The sequence below is a fragment of the Labilibaculum sp. K2S genome (assembly GCF_030372765.1).
In the GTDB taxonomy this organism is placed as follows: Bacteria; Bacteroidota; Bacteroidia; order Bacteroidales; family Marinifilaceae; genus Labilibaculum.
This window is the reverse complement of record NZ_JAUCMW010000002.1, coordinates 337,352-361,972: the sequence shown is the minus strand read 5'-3', so window position 1 is coordinate 361,972 and position 24,621 is coordinate 337,352. Positions and strand designations below refer to the sequence as shown.

The window sequence follows — 24,621 nt, the reverse complement described above, 5'->3', positions numbered from 1 at the left end:
GGAACTTATTTTCTTTGCCAGAAAATTGTTCTTTTTCTTAATCGAAAAATGTGTTGTTTCAGATCCCATTGCAAAGCCAAATATAATTGGTAATATTGCATGAAATTAATAGTATTTAGATTGAATAAACATAGTGAAATGTTCACGAATGAGGCAAAAACATGAGGTATTTTATGAAAAGTTAAAATGTTTCGAATACCTTTGCGTGGATTTGTTTTTATTTAAAAATAAAATTTTGACGTTGTGTTTGTTGCTGAAAATCAATTGATTATTTGTGGCTTTTTGATCGGTTATAAATTGTTGATGAAAAAGCCTAAAGAGTTTTTAATCATCAGGAAAAATTAAGCAGTAGTAAAATGAAGACAAGAAGAAAACCAGATTGGTTGAAAATACAGTTGCCAAAGGGTGACGATTATGCATACGTGAATGGAATAGTAAAGGAGAATGGATTGCATACTATTTGTTCGAGCGGGAAATGTCCGAATGTTGGTGAATGTTGGGGGAATGGAACTGCTACCTTTATGATTTTAGGAAATATCTGTACGCGTGCCTGCAAATTTTGTAACGTTCCAACAGGAAAGCCACTTGAGGCAGATTGGAAAGAACCTAAGAGGTTGGCTCGTTCTATTAAGTTGATGAGCTTAAAACATGCCGTAATAACTTCTGTTGACCGGGATGATTTGGAAGACGGAGGTTCTGGAATTTGGGCTGAAACTATTAAGTGTATTAAAGAAACTACTCCGGAAACCACACTTGAGGTTTTAATCCCCGATTTTAATGGGAAAGAGGAGGACATTCAAAGAGTGATTGATATGAATCCGGAGGTGATCTCCCATAATCTGGAAACGGTTCGAAGATTAACCCGTGAAGTTCGAAGCAAAGCAAAATACGACCTTAGCTTAAAGGTGTTAAAGCAAATTGCAGATTCGGGGATCGTTGCTAAATCGGGAATAATGCTTGGTTTAGGCGAGAAAGAAGAAGAGATTTATCAGGTAATGGATGACTTGCTTGAGGTGGGAGTTAGAGTCATGACTATTGGTCAGTATTTACAGCCAACAAAAAACCATTTGGAAGTTCAGGAATACATTACTCCTGAGGTGTTCAAAAAATATGAAACTGTTGGTTTGGAAAAAGGTTTTGCATTTGTAGAAAGTACGCCTTTGGTGCGTTCTTCGTATCATGCAGAACGTCATGTGAATGCGTTAAACTTAAAACGGAGTTTAAAAGATGATTAAGACTGTATTTCGCGATCTGGGATCGATTGATTATAAAGAAGCATGGGACTATCAGGAGAACCTGTTTAATGAAGTCCTGACATCCAAGCAGGCTAATGCTGATCTTCCGGCCGATCAGAAAAAATTATCAAACAATTATTTGTTATTCTGTGAACATCCACACGTGTATACACTGGGGAAAAGCGGGAAAGAACAAAATATGCTTCTTGATTTGCTGCAACTGCAGGCAAAAGAGGCAACTTTTCATAAAATTAATCGCGGAGGTGATATTACCTATCATGGACCAGGTCAGATTGTTGGTTATCCAATTTTAAATTTGGAAACCTACGATATGGGAATTAAAAAATACATTGAAACTCTGGAGCAAGCTGTTATTAACTGTATTGCCGATTATGGAATTGTTGGAACGCGATTAGAAGGAGCAACAGGAGTTTGGTTGGATGTTGAAAAACCTACTGTTCGAAAGATTTGTGCTATTGGTGTGCGAATCAGCAGATGGGTAAGCATGCATGGTTTTGCTTTTAATGTAAATACCGATCTTAAATATTTTGAGTACATCAATCCATGTGGATTTGTTGATAAAGGAGTAACATCATTAAAAAAAGAATTGGGCAAAGAGCTTGATATTGAAGAAGTAAAACATAATTTGAAGAGCCATATCACTAAACTGTTTGATATGACGCTTGAAATTGACTAATTTAGCTAGCCAAATTCTAGAATATGGAAAAGAGATGGGTAATCAATGAGCCGGGAGATGAAGGAACGGTTATAACACTTATGGAATCACTTGGTGTTGATCGTTTAGTTGCTGACCTGCTGGTTCAACGTGGGATTACTACATTCGAAATGGCAAAGAAATTTTTTCGTCCCAGCCTTGATGATCTGCACGATCCTTTCCTAATGAAAGACATGGATAAAGCTGTTGAAAGAATCGAGACAGCAATTCAGAAACAAGAAAGAGTTATGATCTATGGTGATTATGACGTTGATGGAACCACATCTGTTTCTCTTGTTTACACTTATCTTAAAAAACACTTCGATTTTATAGATTATTATATTCCTGATCGTTACTCTGAAGGTTACGGCGTGTCGACAGCAGGGATTGATTACGCTGCGGAGAACAACTTCAGATTGATAATTTCATTGGACTGTGGTATTAAGGCTGTTGGTAAAATTGCATACGCGAAAGAAAAAGGCATCGATTTTATAGTTTGTGATCATCATACACCAGGCGATATTTTGCCTGAGGCGGTTGCAGTTCTCGATCCTAAAAGATTGGATTGCGATTATCCTTGTGATGCATTATCAGGTTGTGGAGTTGGCTTTAAGCTAATGCAGGGGTTGGCTCAGAAAAAGGAATGGCCATTTGAGGAGTTAATCCCATTACTTGATTTATTGGCTGTTAGTATAGCTTCGGATATTGTCCCAATTACTGGCGAGAATAGAGTACTGACTTATTTTGGATTAATACAGCTAAATAATTCTCCGAGATTAGGCCTGAAAACAATATTGAATTTAGCCGGAGTTGACAAAGATTTAACAGTAAACGATATTGTTTTTAAAGTTGGCCCAAGAATTAATGCTGCAGGAAGAATTCAATCGGGCAATCGGGCAGTTCAATTGCTGATTGCCGATACAGAGGAGTCTGCCATATTAATAGGAGATACTATTGATGTGATGAACGAAGATCGCAAAGAATTGGATCATAATATTACGGATGAGGCACTGGAAAGAGTTGCAAAAAGCAACGCGTTGCTTGCTAAAAAAAGTACTGTTCTTTTTGATCGGAACTGGCACAAAGGAGTGATTGGTATTGTTGCTTCTCGAATGATTGAGAATTATTATAAACCAACAGTAATTCTTACCGAGTCGAATGGTTTTGCTACTGGCAGCGCTCGTTCGGTTGACGGTTTTGATTTGTACAATGCAATTTCGGAATGTAGTGATTTATTGGAAAACTTTGGTGGTCACAAGTATGCTGCAGGTTTAACTATGAAAATTGAGAACGTTGGTGAATTTCAAAAACGTTTTGAAGATTATGTGGTAAATAACATTTCAGAAGACATGTTAGTTCCTCAGGTTAAGATTGATGCAAATATAAAATTATCTGATATCACACCTAAATTTTTCCGGATTATTAAGCAGTTTGAGCCTTTCGGTCCAAAGAATATGACCCCGGTTTTTATGAGCGAACAAGTTCTCGATTACGGTTACAGTCGTCCGGTAGGAAGAAATAAAGAACATCTTAAACTTTCAGTTGTTGATGATATTCGCGAAGGAGATGTAAAAGCAGGTATTGCCTTTTCAATGGGAAATTTGTATCCTAAAATTTCAAGTGGTGTTCCATTTGATGTTTGTTACTCACTTCAGGAGAATGAGTACATGGGAAAAGTTGAAACTCAATTAATGGTTCGTGATATTAAATTCTAAATAATTTTAGATCTATCAGGAATTGGTTTCTTCCTGTTTATTCATTTTATTTCCTTTTTTTGACTGTTTTATTTAGATAGTCTGAGTGTTTTAAACGCTTGATTTTATTGTGTGTTGAGCATGATCATCATAAAGAGAGCTTCTTTAAAAACAACTATTCGAATTTGTTCTTCGAGGCATCCTTGCTATATTTGCGCCAATTTGTAAAAAATCTAAACCTATTTTATGATCCAGTCTCAAGAAACCAGCACTCCGAACTTTGATAGTCCCGCGAAAAGAATTATTATCGGGATTCAGTTCTTATTTGTTGCATTTGGTGCAACAGTCCTTGTCCCGTTATTAGTCGGTATTGACCCATCAGTCGCATTATTTACAGCAGGAATTGGAACCTTGATTTTTCATTTAATCACAAAAGGTAAGGTTCCTGTTTTTTTAGGCAGTAGTTTTGCATTTATCGCACCAATTGTAGCCGCCACAGAATTGTATGGTTTACCGGGAGCGCTCTCTGGTTTAATTGCTGTTGGTTTGGTATATGGCGTTGTCTCTGCAATAATCAAAGTTTGGGGCTTAGGTGTAATCGAGAAAATATTTCCTTCTATTGTGGTGGGCCCTGTAATCATGATTATTGGTCTTTCACTGGCTCCAGTAGCCGTAAACATGGCGAAAACAAATTGGATTATTTCCTCTGTCTCTTTATTAACGGCAGTTCTTATCGTTGTTTACAGCAAAGGAATGATTAAGCTGATTCCTATTTTTGTGGGAATTATTGTTGGTTACATTCTCTCTATTGTATTAGGAAAAGTTGATTTTACGTCAATTAATGATGCTGCATGGTTTGCATTGCCTGATTTTGTTCGTCCGGAATTAAACTGGGGTGCTGTATTATATATGCTTCCTGTTGCTTTTGCCCCGATTATAGAACACGTAGGTGATATGTATGCGATTGGAGGAGTGGCGAATAAGAAATTTGTAAAAGATCCTGGTTTGCACAGAACACTTCTTGGTGATGGTATTGCAACAGCTTTCGCTGGATTTTTTGGTGGACCACCAAATACAACTTATTCTGAAGTAACCGGAGCAATAGCATTAACTAAGGTTACCGATCCGCGGGTATTGAGAATTGCTGCAATTACGGCAGTAGTATTTTCTTTGATCGGAAAAGTGAGTGCATTTCTTAAAACAATTCCACAAGCCGTTTTGGGAGGAATTATGCTGCTGTTGTTTGGTCTGATTGCCAGTATTGGAATCAAAACATTAATTGATGCCAAGACAGATTTCTCAAAAACCAGAAATCAGGTGATTATTTCTATTGTATTAACCGTAGGAATTGGTGGAGCACAAATTTCATATGGAACTTTCTCCTTAGCAGGAATTGGTCTTGCTTCTTTGGTAGGAGTTATTTTGAATCTGATTTTACCAGATACTTCTAAGCCAATTAAAGGAAGTAAGGAGGACTAGTTAAGAATACTTTACTCACAATAGATATAAACGAAAAGTCCCGGTTGGGACTTTTTTGTCATATACTATATTAATACATCAAGAAATTTATTGGGTTATTTTTCTAAAAGAATATCTTCCAAATTCAAAATTATTTGTCTCGCCTTTTCGGATGTAGTGTCCCTTGTTGTCGCACATGCTATCTCCAAAACTATAAAATACCGTTTCATTTTCTATTTGAAATTCAGTTTCGCCGGATAAAATGAACTCGCACGAGCGACTTATTAACAATGGTGTTGATATCTTTGAATGATATTCTCTATTTTCAGAATTGATTCCATGGCATTCACCGGAAACCAGAAATTGATCATCCCATGGGTTTTCCGGAGTGCTGTATCCGTCAATCCATTCTTTGGTTTTTGTACCTGTAATACTGTATTGTAATCCGTTTGAAGAGGTGAAAACAATACTGTCGTATAAAATGGTAAAGCTTAGCTGATCAAATTCGTTGAATCCATTCGATGTAATTTCAATACGACCTTCTATTTTTAGATCATTAATACAAAATTCTTCGAAATGAATAGATTGAAGAGTCTGACTCGTCATGTATCTCCCTGAAATTTCGTTGTGTATTTGTCCACGCTTTAATCTTCCTAAATGATCGGTATGATTACTTAATCCATAGTTGATACTTATTGTTTTTGTGGATGTTTGAGGTTCGTCGTCACCACTTACTTTAATGACTGGAATTGAATCTCTTTTGGTGTTGTCTTTTATGTTTGTACCATAATCGGTTGCAATCACATTTTTTTCCACCTCACAAAGAAGGTCTTCTAAAATGCAGTTCACCATCGCATTTTCTTCAATATTAATCGCGTTGGTGATTTGAATTTCCATATTCATATCTTCTTCCGATGTGGAACAGGAAATTATTCCTGGTATAATAAGAAATGCCCAACCTATTAATCCTCTCGCTCTCATATCTTTCCTTATTTATTTCAATATGTATTCTTAAACGGATAAAAAACAATAAAGTTTTGATAAAAGATTCATAAATGGTGATAAATGACTTATATTCTGCGATTAGTGTGTGGTTGAGCATAATTTTGTTTCTATGAAATTGAAAAAAAAATGATAAAAAAATCCCCCATACACTGTATGAGGGATTGTAAATATTTTGGGAAGAGGCAATTACTCACCAATATTATAAATGTATTTCAGTACAAATAAAAAGGAAATACAAATCATTGCAATGTTTAGTTCCTTGTAACGACCAGTTAGTACTTTTAAAATTACATAGGAAAGCATACCGAATGCAATACCTTCTGCGATGCTGTATGCAAGAGGCATCATAATCATGGTAAGGAAAGCAGGAATGAATTCTGAGTAATCATCAAAGTTAATTTTGGTGATTGGGCTCATCATGAAAATACCGATGATTACAAGAACTGATGAACTTGCAGCTGCAGGAATCATTGTGAAAAGCGGCGTGAAGAATAAGGCCAGAAAGAACATGAATGCTACAACCAATGAGGTCATACCTGTTTTTCCGCCTTCGGCTACACCCGCAGCACTTTCAACGTAAGTTGTTACAGTTGATGTTCCCAATACCGCACCTACAGTAGTACCAATAGCATCAGCAAAAAGAGCTTGCTTAACACGTGGTACTCTTCCTTCTGAATCCAAAAGATTTGCTTTTGAAGATACACCAACAAGAGTTCCAACAGTGTCGAACATATCTACAAAAAGGAAAACGAATAGAATCGAAACAAATTTCCAGGATAGAATTTCTTCAAATCCGACAAACTTAAAGAAAATAGGTTCTAATGATGGAGGAAGACTAACTAAACCACCATCTTTAGGAAGACTGGTAACATCTAATCCTGGAATCAATCCAACAACAGTTACTGCAAGAAGTCCAATTAAGATTGCACCTTTTACATTGCGAACCAAAAGTACACCAATAACAATGATGCCTAAGATACAAAGCAATGCCCCTGCAGAATGAAGGTTTCCTAAGTGAACAGGAACTCCTTGTCCCTGAACAATAATTGCAACATCTTTATGAGCTAATCCGATAAAAGCAATAAACAGACCAATACCTACAGAAATAGCATGTTTAATATTGGTAGGAATTGAGTTGATAATGGCTTCGCGAACGTTAAAGAACGTAAGCAAAAGAAAGATGATACCTTCAGCAAATACTGCAGTAAGAGCTAACTGCCAGCTGCATCCCATTACACCACATACGGTGAATGCGAAAAAGGCATTTAGTCCCATTCCCGGAGCCAAAGCAAAAGGAAGTTTAGCAACCAATGCCATAACTAATGTAGCAATAACTGCTGATAATGCAGTTGCAGTCATTACAGCACCATAATCCATCCCTGCAACGGAGAGAAAGTATGGATTTACAGCCAAAATATAGGCCATAGTGGCAAAAGTGGTTAAACCGGCGACAATTTCTGTCTTCAAGTTTGAACCTTGCCCGGTGATATTAAAAAATTTATCTAACATGGTTGTTTATAATTAGTTTTTCGATTAGAAATTCCATTTTACAGCTAAAGTAGGGCGAACTTTAAAATCGTCACCAGCAAAATTGTTAGAGATTTCAATTTCTCCACCAAGAGAGATGTTTTCTGTGGCATTATACCAAAATTGTGGTTCAGTTAAGAAAACCAGTTTGTCTGAAACAATACCTGAGGCAATCGCTTCATTGTCTCCATTTTCTGACCAAAGATCAGCAAAACCAGATAGTGTTACTTTATTTTTAAACAGGTTCGCATACCAAGTTCCTGTTACCTGAAAATTACCTTTGCCGGCATTTTTAAAAGATTTGTAACCTGCATAAGCCGAAAACCCACATTTTGCATTTCCTTTGGAATAGTTTAAACCATAAATCCAGGCATTTGTAATGGTGTATCCGAAGTTTGTGGCATTTCCAACACCACCATTGAATTCAATATGGATACCAATAGGCATTTTTTCTGTTTTTAAGACACGGGCAATCTCAAAATAACCTTGGTTGATTCCGTTTTCTGAATTGTAATCAAAATCTACGAAAGTAAAAGTGTTACCCCATTTGTCTATTTTAAACATTTCGAAAGTAGAAGTAAATTGATCTCTGTCGAAATCGCGGTGCAACTGAAAGTTTTGCGCATTAACTGCGAAAGAAGCCAGAACAGCGAAGATTACAAGTAATTTTTTCATCTTAAAATGATTGTTTAGGTTTAAAAATAGTAGTTACTAAAAATGGTTGTTTTAATTCTTTATAATATCGTTAAGATGATTGACCACAATAGGGCAACCGGTCTCTTTTAATTTCTTGATTGATTGATGACCTGCAGCAATTAATATGCAATTACAGCCTAATTCCTGAGCAACTTCGTAGTCGTGAGTAGTGTCTCCAAACAGGCAAACATCTTTCGGAGTAAGCTGATGACTTTCAATCATTTTAATTCCATTTGCAATTTTCGAACTGGCATAAATGTTATCAATACCGGAAATTTCGGAGAAAAAATTGCCGATATTTACACTTGCAACCGAAGCGTTCAGCATGTTCTGTTCCATTGCCGACAGGATAAATTGTTTTTTACCTAAGGACGAAAAATGGGAAAGAAGCTGAATGGCTTCAGGAAATATACTTGATTCGGGTAATAAGGATCTGTAATTAGAGATAAATTCTTTTGCTGTAAGATCCCAATCTTCTTTTTCAAAATTGAATCCAACAGATTCGTAATATTTTTTTACCGGAAAAGTAAAAACGTCTCTATAGCTTTCCGTGCTTAATATAGGAAGCTCCCTCTTTATCAGCATTTGGTTGATACTCTTAAGTCCTATTGACAGATCATCCAAAAGTGTTCCGTTGTAATCCCAAATAATTGCTTTACTTTTTATCATTTAGTTTGGGATTTTAAGGTAGCTATTGCTCCGGTTGCTGCACCTGATACTTTTAGCAGATCATGTGGATTTAGCTTTAGCTGTTTGCCTCTGATACCAGCACTAATTAAAATATAATCAAGCTTAAGAGCACTCATATCCATAAAGATAGGGTAATCTTTTTTCATTCCCAGCGGAGAACAGCCACCACGAATATAGCCAGTAAGTTCCTGAATATTTTTCACGGGAACCATTGCACATTTTTTATTGCCGCTAAGAGTTGCGAATGCTTTAAGATCAAGTTCGGAGGCTCCGGGAATGCAAGCGACAGTTGTGCCTGTTTTATCTCCGGTAAGGACAAGTGTTTTGAAGATAAATTGAATATGCTGACCTGTTTTTTCGGCTACGCGTTCGGCTCCCAATTCTATTGGATCCACATCGTAATCGATAATTTCGTATTCAATTTTTGCCCGATCTAAAATGCGGGCAGCATTTGTCTTTTTCATCCTTTTGTTTTTTGGCCAGTTAAAAAACAATCGTTTTTTACTGGAAACTACCAGTTTCCCAGATGATGCCTTTATAATAAGGCGCAAAAGTAGTAAAATTTTTAAATTTCAAAATTAAAAACTTTTTTGTCTGCCCATTAAAAAACTGACATTTGTCAGAAACAAAGGTTTGCAGGAGGAAATAATATTATTGTTTTAATTTGTTAAGAATTAAAATTACATATTTAAGTGAAAGAAGATTAGATATTTGAAGTGTGTTATTACAGAATAATGACAATTTTTTATCGGGTGTCGATCTAAGGCAAATACTGTCCTGATTTTGTTTTATCTTTCAGGGATAGAAACTTAAACTAAAATATTATGAAAGTAATCGAAACGCATATTGTTCCGGAGGGCATAGGAGATATTCGTTTGCAGGATTATGCTCCTTCTGTTTTTGTTTCAATTTCATCTCATCAGGGGATGAAAAAGGCGATAAAGAAGGGGATGGTCTTTGTGGATGGTGTTGTTGCAAAAACTGGTTTATGGGTAGAATCAGGGCAACGAATTGAAATGTGTGATTTGGAATTGCCACCGGCAAAAGTATATGAGCTGCAACTGGAAGTAATTTACGAAGATGAGCATATTGCTGTGATCAATAAACCAGCAGGAATTTCGGTAAGTGGAAATCTGTTTCGTACTGTTCAGAATACTTTGCCTTTTAATTTGAAATTATCATCGTGCAAGGATGTCTTGCGTGTTTTTCGTCCTGTTCATCGTTTGGATAATCCAACCTGTGGTTTGTTGCTGATTGCGAAAACATCTCAGGCAATTGGCGCGTTGGGAGTTCAGTTTGAGAAAAGAATTGTTAGTAAGCGATATACGGCAGTTGTAATAGGTAGTTTGCCTGATAAAGGGATGGTTGATATGCCTGTTGATGGTAAGGATGCTGTAAGTTCATTTCAGGTCATTCGAAGAAATAATTCTATTCGAAATCAAACCTTGAACATGGTCGATTTATTTCCTAAAACAGGAAGGACTCATCAGTTGAGAATTCACATGGCAGGAATGGGAACTCCAATTTTGGGCGATAAATTATATGGAAGTGAAGGTGAGATTTTGCGTAAAAAGGGATTGTTTTTATGCGCTACAGGGCTTCAGTTTTATCATCCGTTTACCAACGAGAAGATGGATATTTCAATAAATCCACCTTATAAATTCGGCCGTTTTATGGAAATGGAAGAAAAACGATGGAAGAGATACAAAGAAGATCTTAATCTGGTGTAATTTTACTCATAGAATGCTTCGATTCCTGGATACCCAAACTTTTTCTTTGCCATCTCAGTAGGAAATATCATATACTGTACCTCGGCTTCAGAGCAAACTTTTCCATTTTCATCCAATATTTCGGCATGAATGTTCGCAAATTTCTTTTCTTGAGAAATTAATTGAGCCCGCACTGTCAGCAATCCTTTATCTGTAAAAGCAGAGCTTCTGAATCTTGCATTTAAGGCTGTGGTTACTCCACTGGTTTGGCATTTTACAAATACTACCCAGCAAGCAATTTCATCAAGAATGGCAGTCTGAACTCCTCCGTGTAATACATTTTTGAAACCCGATAAATGAGCTTTCGGATTCTAGTGAGAGACAATAAAATCGTCATCTTCGAAGAATTCCATTTGCAAACCTTGCTCGTTTTTTTTGGAGCAACCAAAGCAGTTTCCATTTTCGGTTTCCATATAAGGATTGATTATTTTTTTCATGCTTATTGAATTTCGGTTTCGAAAGTAAGAAAGGATTCTTTAATTCCGAAATTATTGCCGATGTATAAATGAACAAAGCGAAGGAGTGTAACGAACTTGGCGCTAGATTCATTTAATTATCGGTATTAAAAACGAAATTTGAGCAGTAATTTGATTTCAGATTTTGTGTTACCACTTATTTCTGAGTTCCCGGAGCCTATGCTTGTTTGGTTGGAATATTTTGTTTGAGAATATCTCGCGTATAATTTAAGATGCCTGTTTAGCTCCCAGTTACAATTGAAATAAAAACGATTTCCTTTCAGATAGTAGGCGGGCACGGAGTAGGCATAAAGAATATCATTTTCATACGCGTAAATTCTTGAATTAAAAGAATCTGTGTCGAATAAAGCGTAACGAAAATTTAGGGAAATTGGTTTGTTGGTAAAGTGATAGATTAAATCCTGATAAACCAGATAACCACTCTCACTTACATTATCCTTTTGATATTGAGCAATTTCAATTCGGTTTCGTATTTCCCAATTTTCATTCAGTTTTGCCGATAAATGAAGACGGTATTGATTTTTCTTCTGGATAACCAGACTTTTAATAACGCTTGAACTGTTGTTTTCTGGTTTGCTCTCCTGCTTGTACCTAAAATAAACCGAAACCGAATTGTTGGGAGTAAATTCAAGTTGTGAGAAATATTCATGTCCTTCACTGGGCGAGTTGGCTGAATATCTTAGCCAGGGAAATTCGAATTGATCGTAATAAGCTTTTAACGTCCATTTTGGATAAGGATGAAATTCTACGCCTATGTAAACCCCTTCTTCGTTTTGAGTTTTACTTTGTTCTGCAAATGCATTCGAGAATAATCCATGATAATCCGGATCGTATTTTCGGTAGATCAGCTCGAAGTTAAGTTGTGGATGAGCTTGTATATTTGCTCCTTGCAAAAGTGCTCTGCCTCCGGATTTGCTTTGCGCTATTTCTCCAAATAAGTGTATCGATCGAAATTGTGTTTCGTAGTAAAGACTAATATTACGGTTGCCACTTCCCTTAAAACCGTAAAGATTGTAAGTGGCATCAGTTCCTTTTATTTCAGGTGTATATTTAGATTGCAGAAATGATATTCCCAGTTCTATCTTTTTCAGATTGGCTGATAAGTAGGAGCCAAAAATCATTTCTTTCAATTTGTGTTTTTTATCAAATTCGGTAACGTTTCTATGAAAACCTGTGTTTACAATGCTTGATATGAAAGATGCAGTGGAATCAGATTGAAGAGTTCCGTCTTTCTTTTTGTAGGAGGTGAACAGTGCAAAATTTACATTTTTAAGAGGTTCTAATAGTACTGATATACCACGGTGGAACTGGTTTTCATCAGTAGATTTATAGCTTTTAATCCCTTGAGATTTACATGCGTTATGAGTTGTTAAAGAGGATTTTCCACCTCCCAATCCAGACCAAACGCTCAGTCCTTGTCCAAATTTGATCTGATAATCACCCAGATTTACTTGCTTTAAAATTCCTTCGGAATTGTATTGAATGAAAGCTGAGTAGAAATCGAAACCATTCTTATTTTCTTCTTCAAAAAACGGCTCTCCTTTGTCTTTTTCGGAGGTAAAACCAAAAGAGATATTTTTTTTAGGAGATACATATTGGTAGCGTGTATAATATTTCCATGGATTTCCAAGATATCTTGAATTTGCGTTCTCAATTGCGTAGCCTTTCTCTTCTTCAATTGTTCTTTCTGATTTTAAAAGTAGAATGTGCTTTGCTTTTTTTCTTTTGCTGAGAGTATCCTGCACCATTTGTTTTAGACTAACAAAAGGAGAAATGGTTCGAATAATTTCCGATGAAAATCCAGGTATTAGCTGTAATTCATAAAGACTAAATATTTGTCCGGTACTTTCTCTGTATTTTATAAAATTATTGATTTGATTTTTATTGAGAATAAGCAGCTTGTTCAGATCACTTTCATTCGCACTATTTAGATTTATTGGATCAATTAAAAGGATGTTTAATTCGTCTAGCAGATTCGAGTAGTCCAAATTTTCTTCACTTTGTTCTGCAATTGATTCAATTAAATTTTCAATCAAATCATTTTGTGATGCTGTGTTTTGTGATTTGGTTATCAGTGCGTAACTGAATAAACACAAGAGTATTATTAAATGTTTTGAAGAATTCATGCGCACAAACTAAAAGGTTATATTGATATCAGCCGAAGGAGTATAACCCAATACCGGATGCCGGGAAAAGGAAATGTTGGCTTTCACAATTTTAAAAGAAAATCCCATTCCCATGCTGATTGAATTCGGATGATTGTAAACTCCGGCGCGTAGGGATATTTTTTCGGTTATTCCGTATTCAATGCCAAATTTGCTTCTCATGTCATGATCCAAATCCTTTTCAATTTCAGAGGTGATAATCGTTTGATCGGACAACTTCCATGAAAGACCAAATCTTGCTATGCAGGGAATTTTATCTTCATAATCTGCAGTGGTGAAATTTGTTTGACTTGGGTTGAAAATATGAAAGCCTAAATGAATATCAGGAAATATTTCTGCGAGAATTCCAGCTTCGAATGTGTATTTGCTCTGTGATCCGTAGGATTGATTCAATTCTTGTCGGATTTGATCAAATTGCAATCCTGCCCAAAAGTGTTTCCCTAGAGCACGGGAATAAGCGATACCAATTTTGGTTTCTTTATATAGATTAAAACCAAATTGAGTATAAGTCATGCTGAAAGTTCCCTGTTGAGTCGGATAGTTAAAATGAAATGCTTTAGTGCTTAATTCTTCTACATCAAACCGATTTTCGTAGTACGCTCCAAAAGATTTTTCATCCAATTTTGCCAATATTGCCTGGTTGTGGAAGCCAGCCCAAATATCTAATAATGCTACACTTGAATTTCCCATTGCATGCGAGCGGGCACCAGCTAAATGATTTTCATTTGATGCGAATAAATGAATTGGGAGTAAAAGAAGAAGAAGCAGATATGTTTTTTTCATCCTGAGATTATTGTCCAAGTCATAGAAAGAATAAATGAACACCTTTCCTCTTATGATTATTATCTGTTCCGAGAGGATTTTAATGTATTGATACCCTTGAATCTATGAAATAATATTATTGTTGAAAATTGTGATTGTGTTATCTTATAAGCTTTGGTTGTTTGTTGTAAACAGAATTACATCGTTTAAATGTTAATCAGAATTACATCGGTGATAAATATAATAAAAAAAACCACAAAACAGAATTATGTTTTGTGGTTTTGTGTTGGTGAATTTTATTTTGTTTCCTAGTTGGTCTTGAATTCGTATTTGATAGAAGACAATTCTTCGTTCGCTTTAACGATCTTTTCTTTAAGACTTTCTTTAAACGCGATAACTTCTTTTTGTAATTCACTGTCTCCAATGGCAAGCATTTGCCCGGCAAGGATGCCTGCATTCATAGCACCGTTAATACCAACTGTTGCAACAGGAATTCCCGGAGGCATTTGAGCAATACTTAAAAGTGCATCCATACCATCTAAGGATGCGTTGATTGGCACTCCAATTACCGGCACAGGTGTCATTGCGGCAATTACACCAGGCAGATGCGCTGCCATTCCGGCTCCGGCAATAATGGCTTTTATTCCACGGTCGAATGCTCCTTTGGCAAATATCTCAACTTCTTCAGGTGTTCTGTGAGCAGATAATGCATGAATCTCGAAAGGGATTTTGAAGTCGTTTAAGACTTTGGCGGCTTTTTCCATAACCGGAAGGTCAGATGTACTTCCCATTATGATACTTACTTTTGCTTTCATATGGTTTTATTCGTGGATTTGGTAAATAAAATGACAAAAAATTGTACTTTTGCAACAAAAATTAAGGAATTGTTTTAATTCCAATGTTGCTTGCATCGCTGACTATTTTTTCAAGCGTAAAATTGAAAAAAAAATATGTATGTAACACTGTGGAATTGAAACATTTTTTATTTCTGTTTTTTTAGAGTGAGACATATTTATTTTACGATATTTTAGGGCATTGCCTTAAACGCCCGATATTTCAAGGGAAACCTTGTTGGGGGAAATCGGACAACTAAGACAAAAATTGAATCAATGAAAACTGTAAAACTTCTGGATCGAGAATTTAGAGTGTCTATTCCTTCTGAGGATATTGACAATGTAATTGCTAAAATGGCTGAAAAAATGAATAAGGATCTTGCTGGGACAAATCCGTTATTTATTTGTATTTTAAATGGTTCTTTCATGTTCGCATCAGATTTGATGAAGCAGATAACTGTTGAAAATGCTCAGATTACATTTATGAGATTGTCCTCATACGACGGAATGGGAACAACTGGTAAGGTGAAAAAATTAATGGGTTTTACGGAAGATTTAAAAGACAGAACCGTTGTATTGTTGGAAGATATTGTTGATACAGGAATTACGATCACAAATACACTGGAACAGATTAAAGATTACGAAGCCAAAGAAGTTTTGATTGCAACCATGTTGTTTAAACCGGATGCTTTGATTCGTGATGTGAAATTAAATTACGTAGGTATGGAAATACCAAATGATTTTATTGTTGGAAGAGGTTTGGATTACGATGGAATGGGTAGAAACCTTCCGGATGTATATACTGTAATTGAAAAGTAAATGTTGAACATTGTTTTGTTTGGACCTCCTGGTTCGGGAAAAGGAACTCAGTCTAAGTTGCTTCAGGAAAAATATGGGTTGATTCACCTTTCTACAGGTGATGTATGCAGAGAAGAAATTAAGCTGGCAACACCCGAAGGATTAGAAGCAAAAAGATTGATTGATGGAGGAAATTTTTTTCCGGATAAATTAGCCTATCGAATTGTTGAGAAGTTTTTAGACAGTAATACCGAAGCAAAGGGGTTTGTGTATGATGGAATGCCACGTCATGAAGGTCAGATTGATGTGTTTGACGGAATGTTAGCCAAACGGAACAGTGTTGTTGATATAGTTATTGAATTAAAAGTGGAAGAAGAAGAATTAATTCAACGACTTTTAAAAAGAGGCGAATCTTCCGGCCGACCGGATGATGGTGGAAGAGAAGTAATTGAAAAACGTCTTCGGATTTATGAAGATGTTACTGCTCCAATTGCAAAGCGATATAAAGAAAAGGGTGTGTATCACTCTCTCGATGCAAAAGGATCATTAAATGATGTACTTGAACGAATTAGCTTATTGCTGGAAAAATGTTTAACGGGACAATTGGTTCCTGTTGAAGTACAATAGATTAAAAATATAATATTATGGCTGGGTCTAATTTTGTTGATTACGTAAAAATATTTTGTCGTTCAGGTGCCGGAGGTGCCGGGTCAACTCACCTTTTCAGGGATAAGTTGACAATGACCGGTGGACCGGATGGTGGTGATGGTGGCAGGGGAGGACATGTTATCATACGTGCAAATAAACAACTTTGGACTTTGGTGCACTTAAAGTATAGTCGCCATGTCTTTTCTGGTGATGGAGGCGATGGAAGTCAGAGCCGAAGTACGGGTAAAGAAGGAGAAGACAAGGTGATTGAGGTGCCATTGGGTACAGTTGCCCGTGATGCTGAAACTGGTGAAGTTATTTTTGATGTAACCGAAGATGGTGAAGAGAAAATCTTAGTGAAAGGTGGTCGTGGAGGTCTGGGGAACTGGAATTTCAGATCTTCAACAAATCAAACACCTCGTTATGCTCAAAGCGGAGAAGAAAGAGTAGAACGACCGGTAATACTAGAATTAAAGGTTCTAGCAGATGTTGGTTTAGTTGGTTTTCCCAGTGTAGGTAAATCTACTTTACTTTCTGTAGTATCTGCAGCTAAGCCAAAAATTGCAGATTATCCTTTTACCACATTGGTTCCTAATTTAGGGATTGTGTCATACCGTGATAATCGTTCCTTTGTAATGGCAGATATTCCTGGTATTATCGAAGGTGCACACGAAGGGCGTGGATTAGGTTTGCGGTTTTTACGACACATTGAGCGAAATTCGGTTCTTCTGTTCATGGTAGCTGCCGATAGCGATGATATTCATAATGAATACAAAATTCTGTTGAACGAACTAAAACAGTTTAATCCGGAACTTCTCGACAAACAACGATTACTGGCAATTACAAAATCGGATATGTTGGATCAGGAGTTGATTGATGAGATGGAACAGGATTTACCTGAAATACCACATGTTTTTATTTCTTCAGTGGCTCAAAAAGGACTTGCCGAACTAAAAGATATGCTTTGGAAAGCTATTAATGAGTAAGCTTTAATAGCATTAAAATATTTTACGGCTTCTTTCTCCATTTACTGATGAGAAAGAAGCTTTTTTTACATCAGGAATTTTGCCTTTTTTTCGATTCTACCATTGTTTATTTTCTTTATTTCTTTGTCTTTCTTTTTTTTGATTTAGTAAAACTTAAAAAAAGCAATAGTCAATACAATTAAGTTTTTAGATTGAATTTTATTTGTGTTTGTTCTGAATTACTGAGTGTTGTAATATCTTTTTTCGTTGATTTTTAGGGAAATAGGAATGGCTTTATTTCCGGAATATTGCTTTAAGTAAGCGCATTTCAACAGGCTGTTGATAAACTACTTCCTAACGAATGGTTCTTTTAACTATATTTGTAAAAACGCGATTTTTCATGACTGCAAAATATTCTGAAGACTCAATCCGTACATTAGATTGGAAAGAACACATTCGCAAACGCCCAGGTATGTATATCGGGAAACTTGGCGATGGATCTTCTCATGATGACGGTATTTATATTTTATTGAAAGAAGTAATTGATAATTCAATTGATGAGTTTGCTATGGGAGTGGGCAAATCAATTGATGTTAGTATTACAGACAGGAACGTAACGGTTCGTGATTTTGGCCGGGGTATTCCCTTGGGGAAGTTAATTGATGTAACTTCTAAAATGAACACGGGAGCAAAATATGATTCTGAAGTATTTAAAAAATCCGTAGGTCTTAATGGAGTGGGGATAAAGGCCGTAAATGCTTTGTCCGATCAGTTCATTATTGAATCTTTTCGCGAAGGAGAGGTTAAGAAAGCTATTTTCTCAAGAGGTGTTCTTGTTGAGGAAAATGAAATTCAGCCTACCGAGGAAAAAAATGGTGTGAGAATCGTTTTTCATCCTGACGAGGAGTTGTTTTTAAATTATCGGTTTATTTCGGAATATATTGAAACACTGCTTAAAAACTACGTTTATCTAAACGCAGGCCTGTCTATTTACTTTAATGGTCAAAGATTCTTTTCGAAAAATGGATTGCTTGATCTTTTGAATGAGAATATGAATTCGGAAGGATTATATGATATTATCCATTTGAAAGGTGAGGATATCGAAGTTGCTATGACCCATGGCAGACAGTATGGTGAAGAGTACTATTCTTTTGTAAACGGACAGCATACAACGCAAGGGGGAACTCACCTTGCTGCATTTCGAGAGGCCTTGGTGAAAGGGATTCGGGATTTCTTTAAAAAAGATTTTGACACATCAGATATCAGGACTTCTATTATATCTGCAATTAGTATTAAAGTACAGGAACCGGTTTTTGAATCACAAACGAAAACAAAATTGGGGTCTAAAGATATTGGACCCGAGGGGCCATCCGTTCGGAATTTTATAATGGATTTCGTGACTTCTAATTTGGATAATTATCTGCATAAAAACCCAATTGTAGCCGAGGCTATTCTCCAGAAAATTATTGAGTCAGAAAAGGAAAGAAAGGCCATTTCCGGCATTAAAAAAATTGCCAAAGAACGAGCAAAAACAGCTAGTTTACACAATAAAAAATTACGTGATTGTCGGGTTCATTTCGATACAAAGCACGAACAAAAATCAGAAGCTTCTCTCTTTATTACCGAGGGAGATTCCGCCAGCGGATCAATTACCAAATCTCGCGATGTAAACACTCAGGCAGTTTTTAGTTTAAAAGGGAAACCTTTGAATACATATGGGTTAACGAAAAAGATTGTTTACGAGAATGAAGAGTTTAATCTGTTGCAGGCGGCATTAAACATTGAGGATGGGTTGGAAGGTTTACGTTATAACAATGTGATTATTGCAACTGATGCCGATGTGGATGGGATGCATATTCGCTTGCTATTAATTACTTTCTTTTTACAATTCTTTCCTGATGTTGTTAGAAGCGGACATTTGTATATTTTACAAACACCGCTGTTTCGGGTCCGGAATAAGAAAACAACTCACTATTGTTACTCCGAAGAGGAGAGGGTGAAGGCAATGAAAAGTGTAGGAGCTAACCCTGAAATAACCCGATTTAAAGGTTTAGGTGAAATCTCACCAAGTGAATTTAAACACTTTATAGGTAAAGATATCAGGCTTGATCCTGTTGTAATGAAGAAAGATGATTCTGTTCCGGACATGTTGGAATTCTACATGGGGAAAAATACTCCTTTAAGACAAGAATTTATCATCGGTAATCTTCATATTGAAAGAGATGAGCTTTAAGCAAATTTCATCAATCTATTTTTTAGAACTAAATAAACCCAAATACCTCTATGAGTAACGACGAGACAAATGGTATGGAAATCCCAGAGGAAATGGATAATGATGTGAATGGCGCGCACTCCGAAACAATGAGGAATGTGACATATCTTTCCGGGATGTATCAAAATTGGTTTCTGGATTATGCATCCTATGTGATTTTAGAACGAGCTGTACCCTATATAAATGATGGGTTAAAGCCTGTTCAGCGAAGAATTTTGCATGCCATGAAGCAGTTGGATGACGGACGATACAATAAGGTGGCCAATATTATTGGTAACACCATGCAGTATCATCCTCACGGAGATGCTTCGATTGGGGATGCTTTGGTTCAGCTGGGACAAAAAGATTTGTTGATTGACATGCAGGGAAACTGGGGAAATATTCTCACCGGTGATTCTGCTGCTGCACCAAGATATATTGAAGCACGTTTATCTAAATTTGCTCTTGAGGTTCTTTTTAATCCAAAAACAACCAATTGGAAACAATCTTACGATGGGCGTAACAAAGAACCAATAACGCTTCCGGTAAAATTTCCACTATTATTGGCGCAAGGTGTAGAAGGTATTGCGGTTGGACTGGCATCCAAAATATTGCCGCATAACTTCAACGAATTAATTGATGCTTGTGTGTCCTACCTAAGTGGTGAGGAGTTTGAACTCTATCCCGATTTTCCTACCGCAGGGATGGTTGAAGTAAGCCGTTACAACGATGGTTTGCGTGGTGGTGCTGTGAAAGTGAGAGCTCGAATTGAAAAGTTCGATAACCGAACTCTTAAAATCACTGAAATTCCATTTGGAAAAACAACATCAAGCGTAATTGAATCCATTATCAAAGCAAATGATAAAGGAAAAATCAAGATCAAAAAGATTGACGACAATACGGCTGAATTTGTTGAAATTCAGATTCATTTGGCCAATGGTATTTCTTCTGATAATACCATTGATGCTCTTTATGCTTTTACGGATTGTGAAATTTCTATTTCTCCCAATGCATGTATTGTAGAGAATGATAAACCGAAATTTATTGGAATTGCTGAAATTTTAAGGCGCGCTGCCGATAATACGGTTGCTTTACTGAAGCTGGAGCTTGAAATACGAAAAAATGAACTTGAAGAATCATGGCATTATGCTTCTTTGGAGCGAATTTTTATCGAAAACAGAATCTATCGGGATATTGAGGAGTGTGAAACATGGGAAGAGGTTATCCAAACCATCGATACTGGCTTAAAACCTTTTACGGCAACATTAATGCGTGCCGTAACCCGTGACGATGTTGTGCGGTTGACTGAAATTAAAATTAAAAGAATTTCTAAATTCGATATCAATAAAGCCAAGGATTTTATTCAATCTATTGAAGATGAGATTGCAGAAATTGAGGTTCATTTGGCGAATATTATTCCTTTCACAATCAGGTACTATAAATCCATAAAGAAGAAATATGGAATAGGACGTGAAAGAAAAACTGAAATTAGAAGTTTCGAAAATATTGTAGCAACCAAAGTAGTGGTTGCCAACGAAAAATTATACGTTAACAGAGAGGAAGGCTTTATTGGAACAGGTCTCAAAAAGGATGAGTATATCTGCGATTGCTCTGATATTGATGACATTATTGTGATTAGAAAAGACGGTACTTATTTTGTGACTAAAGTTGCTGATAAGTGTTTTGTTGGAAAGAACCTGTTGCACATAGCGGTATTCAGAAAGAATGATAAGAGAACGATTTATAATGTAGCTTATCGGGATGGCAAGGCTGGAAACTCTTACGTAAAACGTTTTTCGGTCACCAGTATTACTCGTGACAAAGAGTACGATATCACCAAATCAAAAGATGGTTCACGAATTCTGTACTTTAGTGCGAATCCAAACGGTGAGGCTGAAGTTATTCGTGTTGTTTTAAAGCCAAAGGCTCGTTTGAAAAAAACAGTTTTTGAATTTGATTTTGCTGAATTGGCTGTTAAAGGACGTGCTTCAATGGGGAATATATTATCCAGAAATGATGTCCATAAGATCACTCTGAAACAAGAAGGAGTTTCCACTTTGGGTGGACGAAAAATTTGGTTTGATCCAGATGTTTTGCGTATAAATACGGACCAAAGAGGCGATTTTATTGGTGAATTTACAGGAGATGACAAAATTCTTGTTGTAACAAGAGCATCATCATTTCATTTTACAAGCTTCGATTTAAGCAATCACTATCCCGATAATATCAGTATTATTGAAAAATACGATGATGAAAAAATTTGGTCTGCTGTCTTTTTTGATGCCGATCAGGATTATTACTACCTAAAACGCTTTACCATGGAAGGAAATGGCAAAGAGGTAAGTTTCTTAGGTGAAAATCCTGCCAACAGACTGGTATGCTTGACTGATGAGCAATATCCAAGGTTTGAAATTTCATATGGAGGTAAAAATGCAGATCGGCCTAATGAAATTGTAGATGGAAATGAGTTTATTGGTGTAAAATCATACAAAGCAAGGGGAAAAAGATTATCGATTTACGAAGTATCTGAAATCAAAGAAATTGAGCCTCTGCCACGCGAAGATGAGGATGAAAATGTTGAAGGTGTTGAGATTGATAATGTTGATCCTAGCGGGGATGGTCAGGATTAATTTTCTTTTTTAGCGAATTCTGATTCCTCATTTATTTAATATTTTGTAATGAAGATTTTTTTGATTGGATATATGGGGTGTGGTAAATCGCGCTGGGGTAAGATTATTGCAGCCCATTATGGGGTTCGTTTTGTTGATCTTGATACTTTAATTGAAGAGAGAGAGAATTTAACGATCCCGAAAATTTTCGAAAAATTTGGAGAGTCTGGTTTCCGGCAACGGGAGCATGATGCTTTGAAATCGATTTCCAATACGGAAAATATTATTGTAGCCACCGGAGGCGGAGCTCCATGTTTTAATAACAACATGGAGGAGATGAATCGCTTGGGAGTTACTTTGTTTATCGAATGCAGTCCTTCATTGCTTCGTGAGCGAATTACGAACTCTGATACTGAGCGTCCTTTGGTGAAAAATTTCTCGCAGGATGAATTACTGGACTACATAAAGAGGCATTTGAAGATCAGAATGCCTTTTTATGAAAAGTCGCAGTATAAAATGGTCTCTGGTAATTTGGAATTAGGTGACTTTACCACAATTCTTGATCCAATTATAAATCTGTAAGTTGAGGAATCTCAAAATCATTTAAACTACCAAGAACTTTATTTGCGATGATAAATTTATCAAGATTAAAGGCATCTTTCTCAGGAACAGCAATACATTTCATGCCAGCCGCAAGAGCGGAGATTACACCATTTAAAGAATCCTCGAAAACGACACATTCCGAAGGGTGAATTCCGAGTAATTCCGCTGTTGTTATAAAAACCTGCGGATGTGGTTTTCCATACTTTTCAAATTCGGCAGAATGAACTACTTCGAAATAATCCTGAAGTTGTAGTTTTTCTAAAACAGCTGAAATAATTTTCATTTTTGAGGATGAGGCAAGCCCAATTTTAAAGGAAGCCTGTTGTAAATTCTCCAGAGTCTTATTCACACCATCCAAACAAGCTCCTTTTTCCAAGACCAAACGAATAACGTTTTCAACAATATCTTCGGTAACTTTCTCTTTCGAAACATGATTCCAGGGCGTCATTTTATACATGACTTCAACTACCTCGTCTATTCTTTTTCCCATGAACTGTTCAAACATTTTATTGTTAACATCCAGTCCAAGTGAAGAGAATACTTTTGTTTCACTCTCTTGCCAGAATGGTTCTGAATTTATCAGAAGACCATCCATATCAAAAATTACTGCTTTAATCATAGTTACATTGTACATTTAGCTTGCAAAAATACTTATTTTAAGTATATGATAGAGAGGGCTGCCATCACATCTGATTATTTACTGTTAATAATTGTTAAAATGCTAACAGTTCAGTTGGATAGATGGCCTTTTTTCTAAATTTGTTAGATACAATTAGATTTTTCGTATATGGATATTGTTGTTGAACATCTTACCAAAAGATATGGCCCTCAAAAGGCTGTTGATAATGTATCTTTTCGTGTGAAAGCAGGAGAGGTTTTGGGTTTTTTGGGTCCTAACGGAGCAGGAAAAACCACTACCATGAAAGCAATGGCATGTTTTATTAAACCTGAAGAAGGAGACATATTGGTTGGTGGTTACTCTATTCATGATCATCCCGAAATCATTAAGAAAAATATTGGATATCTGGCCGAAAATAATCCATTGTATCAGGAAATGAACATCATTGATTTTTTGGAATTTGTTGCGAAAATTCATGGGATACCAAAATATCTTATTCCCGAAAGGATATTGGATATGATTCGGACTTGTGGTTTAGAGGGGGAAAAACACAAATTAATTGGTGAGCTTTCTAAAGGTTATCAGCAAAGAGTTGGATTGGCTCAGGCATTAATACATGATCCGGATATCTTAATTCTTGATGAGCCAACAACAGGGCTTGATCCAAATCAGATTGTTGAGATTCGGGAGCTTATTAAGCGTATTGGAAAGGAAAAAACGGTTATCTTAAGCTCTCATATTTTAGCCGAGGTTGAAGCTACCTGCGATCGTATTTTAATTATTAATAATGGTAGAATTGTAGTGGACGGAACCGCTGCAGAATTAAGGAAGCAAGCCCAGGGAAATGAGATTTTAAAATTGGGAGTACAAGGAGGTAATATCGATCATATCTTTGAATCCTTATTTGAGATCGAAACGATTGATTCTATTGATATTATTGATGTTGATAAACAATTGTTTGAGATCCAGTCTTTGCCCAATACAACATCAGTTAAATCTATATTTGATACTTGTGTTCGAAATAATTATTACATTACTGAGCTGACCCCTACAGAAAAAAAACTGGAGGATATATTTCGGATATTAACCCTTCATTAGATTTT

21 protein-coding genes and 2 pseudogenes are annotated in these 24,621 nt (G+C 36.3%); 12 read left to right on the top strand and 11 right to left on the bottom strand.

Features of this window, described 5'->3' with window-relative positions:
• Window positions 1-347 precede the first annotated feature (347 nt).
• The 4 genes and pseudogenes from lipA to QUH73_RS04625 all read left to right on the top strand — a co-directional run.
• Window positions 348-1,235: pseudogene (lipA, locus tag QUH73_RS04640) on the top strand (lipoyl synthase); the annotation flags it as partial.
• Complete coding sequence (gene lipB, locus QUH73_RS04635; protein ID WP_289529294.1) at window positions 1,228-1,932, top strand: lipoyl(octanoyl) transferase LipB; 705 nt, start codon at window positions 1,228-1,230, stop codon at window positions 1,930-1,932. The pseudogene lipA and the gene lipB, both read left to right, overlap by 8 nt.
• A gap of 23 nt (window positions 1,933-1,955) precedes the next feature.
• Window positions 1,956-3,665: a single-stranded-DNA-specific exonuclease RecJ gene (recJ, locus tag QUH73_RS04630; RefSeq protein ID WP_289529293.1), complete on the top strand. Its 1,710-nt coding sequence runs from the start codon at window positions 1,956-1,958 to the stop codon at window positions 3,663-3,665.
• Between the two features lie 225 nt (window positions 3,666-3,890).
• Window positions 3,891-5,123, top strand: coding sequence for a uracil-xanthine permease family protein (locus QUH73_RS04625; RefSeq protein ID WP_289529292.1), 1,233 nt, complete (start codon window positions 3,891-3,893; stop codon window positions 5,121-5,123).
• 87 nt (window positions 5,124-5,210) lie between these two features.
• On the opposite strand, the gene QUH73_RS04620 is transcribed toward QUH73_RS04625, so the two are convergent.
• From QUH73_RS04620 to ybaK, 5 genes are all read right to left on the bottom strand, one after another.
• Window positions 5,211-6,083 (bottom strand): hypothetical protein, encoded by an 873-nt coding sequence (locus tag QUH73_RS04620; protein WP_289529291.1) that lies wholly within the window; start codon window positions 6,081-6,083, stop codon window positions 5,211-5,213.
• A 210-nt stretch (window positions 6,084-6,293) separates the two neighbouring features.
• Window positions 6,294-7,616 carry an NCS2 family permease gene (locus QUH73_RS04615; protein WP_289529290.1) on the bottom strand — a complete coding sequence of 441 codons (1,323 nt, stop codon included), beginning with the start codon at window positions 7,614-7,616 and terminating at the stop codon, window positions 6,294-6,296.
• A gap of 24 nt (window positions 7,617-7,640) precedes the next feature.
• Window positions 7,641-8,309, bottom strand: coding sequence for a DUF5020 family protein (locus QUH73_RS04610; RefSeq protein WP_289529289.1), 669 nt, complete (start codon window positions 8,307-8,309; stop codon window positions 7,641-7,643).
• A gap of 51 nt (window positions 8,310-8,360) precedes the next feature.
• Window positions 8,361-8,999, bottom strand: a complete 639-nt coding sequence (locus QUH73_RS04605) for an HAD family hydrolase (RefSeq protein WP_289529288.1) — start codon at window positions 8,997-8,999, stop codon at window positions 8,361-8,363.
• Window positions 8,996-9,484, bottom strand: a complete 489-nt coding sequence (ybaK, locus tag QUH73_RS04600) for a Cys-tRNA(Pro) deacylase (RefSeq protein ID WP_289529287.1) — start codon at window positions 9,482-9,484, stop codon at window positions 8,996-8,998. The genes QUH73_RS04605 and ybaK overlap by 4 nt, the downstream gene beginning before the upstream one ends.
• Before the next feature lie 360 nt (window positions 9,485-9,844).
• Here ybaK and QUH73_RS04595 point away from each other — a divergent pair, with 360 nt between their 5' ends.
• Window positions 9,845-10,750, top strand: a complete 906-nt coding sequence (locus tag QUH73_RS04595; protein ID WP_289529286.1) for an RluA family pseudouridine synthase — start codon at window positions 9,845-9,847, stop codon at window positions 10,748-10,750.
• A gap of 2 nt (window positions 10,751-10,752) precedes the next feature.
• On the opposite strand, the pseudogene QUH73_RS20845 reads toward QUH73_RS04595, so the two are convergent.
• The 5 genes and pseudogenes from QUH73_RS20845 to purE form a co-directional block, all read right to left on the bottom strand.
• A pseudogene (locus QUH73_RS20845) lies at window positions 10,753-11,058 on the bottom strand (PaaI family thioesterase); the annotation flags it as partial.
• 42 nt (window positions 11,059-11,100) lie between these two features.
• On the bottom strand, window positions 11,101-11,226 hold the full coding sequence (locus tag QUH73_RS04590; RefSeq protein ID WP_289529285.1) for a hypothetical protein: 126 nt from the start codon (window positions 11,224-11,226) through the stop codon (window positions 11,101-11,103).
• A 125-nt stretch (window positions 11,227-11,351) separates the two neighbouring features.
• Window positions 11,352-13,391 (bottom strand): helix-hairpin-helix domain-containing protein, encoded by a 2,040-nt coding sequence (locus QUH73_RS04585; protein WP_289529284.1) that lies wholly within the window; start codon window positions 13,389-13,391, stop codon window positions 11,352-11,354.
• 9 nt (window positions 13,392-13,400) lie between these two features.
• The gene (locus QUH73_RS04580) at window positions 13,401-14,213 is read right to left on the bottom strand and encodes a hypothetical protein (protein WP_289529283.1); all 813 of its coding nucleotides are present in this window, start codon (window positions 14,211-14,213) and stop codon (window positions 13,401-13,403) included.
• A 287-nt stretch (window positions 14,214-14,500) separates the two neighbouring features.
• Complete coding sequence (purE, locus tag QUH73_RS04575) at window positions 14,501-15,007, bottom strand: 5-(carboxyamino)imidazole ribonucleotide mutase (protein WP_289529282.1); 507 nt, start codon at window positions 15,005-15,007, stop codon at window positions 14,501-14,503.
• 294 nt (window positions 15,008-15,301) lie between these two features.
• On the opposite strand from purE, the gene hpt reads away from it, so the two are divergent.
• The 6 genes from hpt to QUH73_RS04545 all read left to right on the top strand — a co-directional run bounded on the left by hpt (window position 15,302) and on the right by QUH73_RS04545 (window position 22,878).
• A complete protein-coding gene (gene hpt, locus QUH73_RS04570; protein ID WP_289529281.1) occupies window positions 15,302-15,844 on the top strand; it encodes a hypoxanthine phosphoribosyltransferase in 543 nt (180 codons plus the stop codon).
• Window positions 15,845-16,450, top strand: coding sequence for an adenylate kinase (locus QUH73_RS04565; RefSeq protein WP_289529280.1), 606 nt, complete (start codon window positions 15,845-15,847; stop codon window positions 16,448-16,450).
• A gap of 17 nt (window positions 16,451-16,467) precedes the next feature.
• Window positions 16,468-17,457: a GTPase ObgE gene (gene obgE / locus QUH73_RS04560; protein ID WP_289529279.1), complete on the top strand. Its 990-nt coding sequence runs from the start codon at window positions 16,468-16,470 to the stop codon at window positions 17,455-17,457.
• Between the two features lie 379 nt (window positions 17,458-17,836).
• A complete protein-coding gene (locus tag QUH73_RS04555; RefSeq protein WP_289529278.1) occupies window positions 17,837-19,669 on the top strand; it encodes a DNA topoisomerase IV subunit B in 1,833 nt (610 codons plus the stop codon).
• Between the two features lie 50 nt (window positions 19,670-19,719).
• Window positions 19,720-22,317, top strand: a complete 2,598-nt coding sequence (locus tag QUH73_RS04550) for a DNA gyrase/topoisomerase IV subunit A (protein WP_289529277.1) — start codon at window positions 19,720-19,722, stop codon at window positions 22,315-22,317.
• Between the two features lie 48 nt (window positions 22,318-22,365).
• Window positions 22,366-22,878 carry a shikimate kinase gene (locus QUH73_RS04545; protein WP_289529276.1) on the top strand — a complete coding sequence of 171 codons (513 nt, stop codon included), beginning with the start codon at window positions 22,366-22,368 and terminating at the stop codon, window positions 22,876-22,878.
• Here QUH73_RS04545 and hxpB read toward each other — a convergent pair.
• Window positions 22,865-23,518 (bottom strand): hexitol phosphatase HxpB, encoded by a 654-nt coding sequence (gene hxpB, locus QUH73_RS04540; protein WP_289529275.1) that lies wholly within the window; start codon window positions 23,516-23,518, stop codon window positions 22,865-22,867. The genes QUH73_RS04545 and hxpB overlap by 14 nt on opposite strands.
• A 168-nt stretch (window positions 23,519-23,686) precedes the next feature.
• Here hxpB and QUH73_RS04535 point away from each other — a divergent pair, with 168 nt between their 5' ends.
• Window positions 23,687-24,616, top strand: a complete 930-nt coding sequence (locus tag QUH73_RS04535) for an ABC transporter ATP-binding protein (RefSeq protein ID WP_289529274.1) — start codon at window positions 23,687-23,689, stop codon at window positions 24,614-24,616.
• Window positions 24,617-24,621 lie beyond the last annotated feature (5 nt).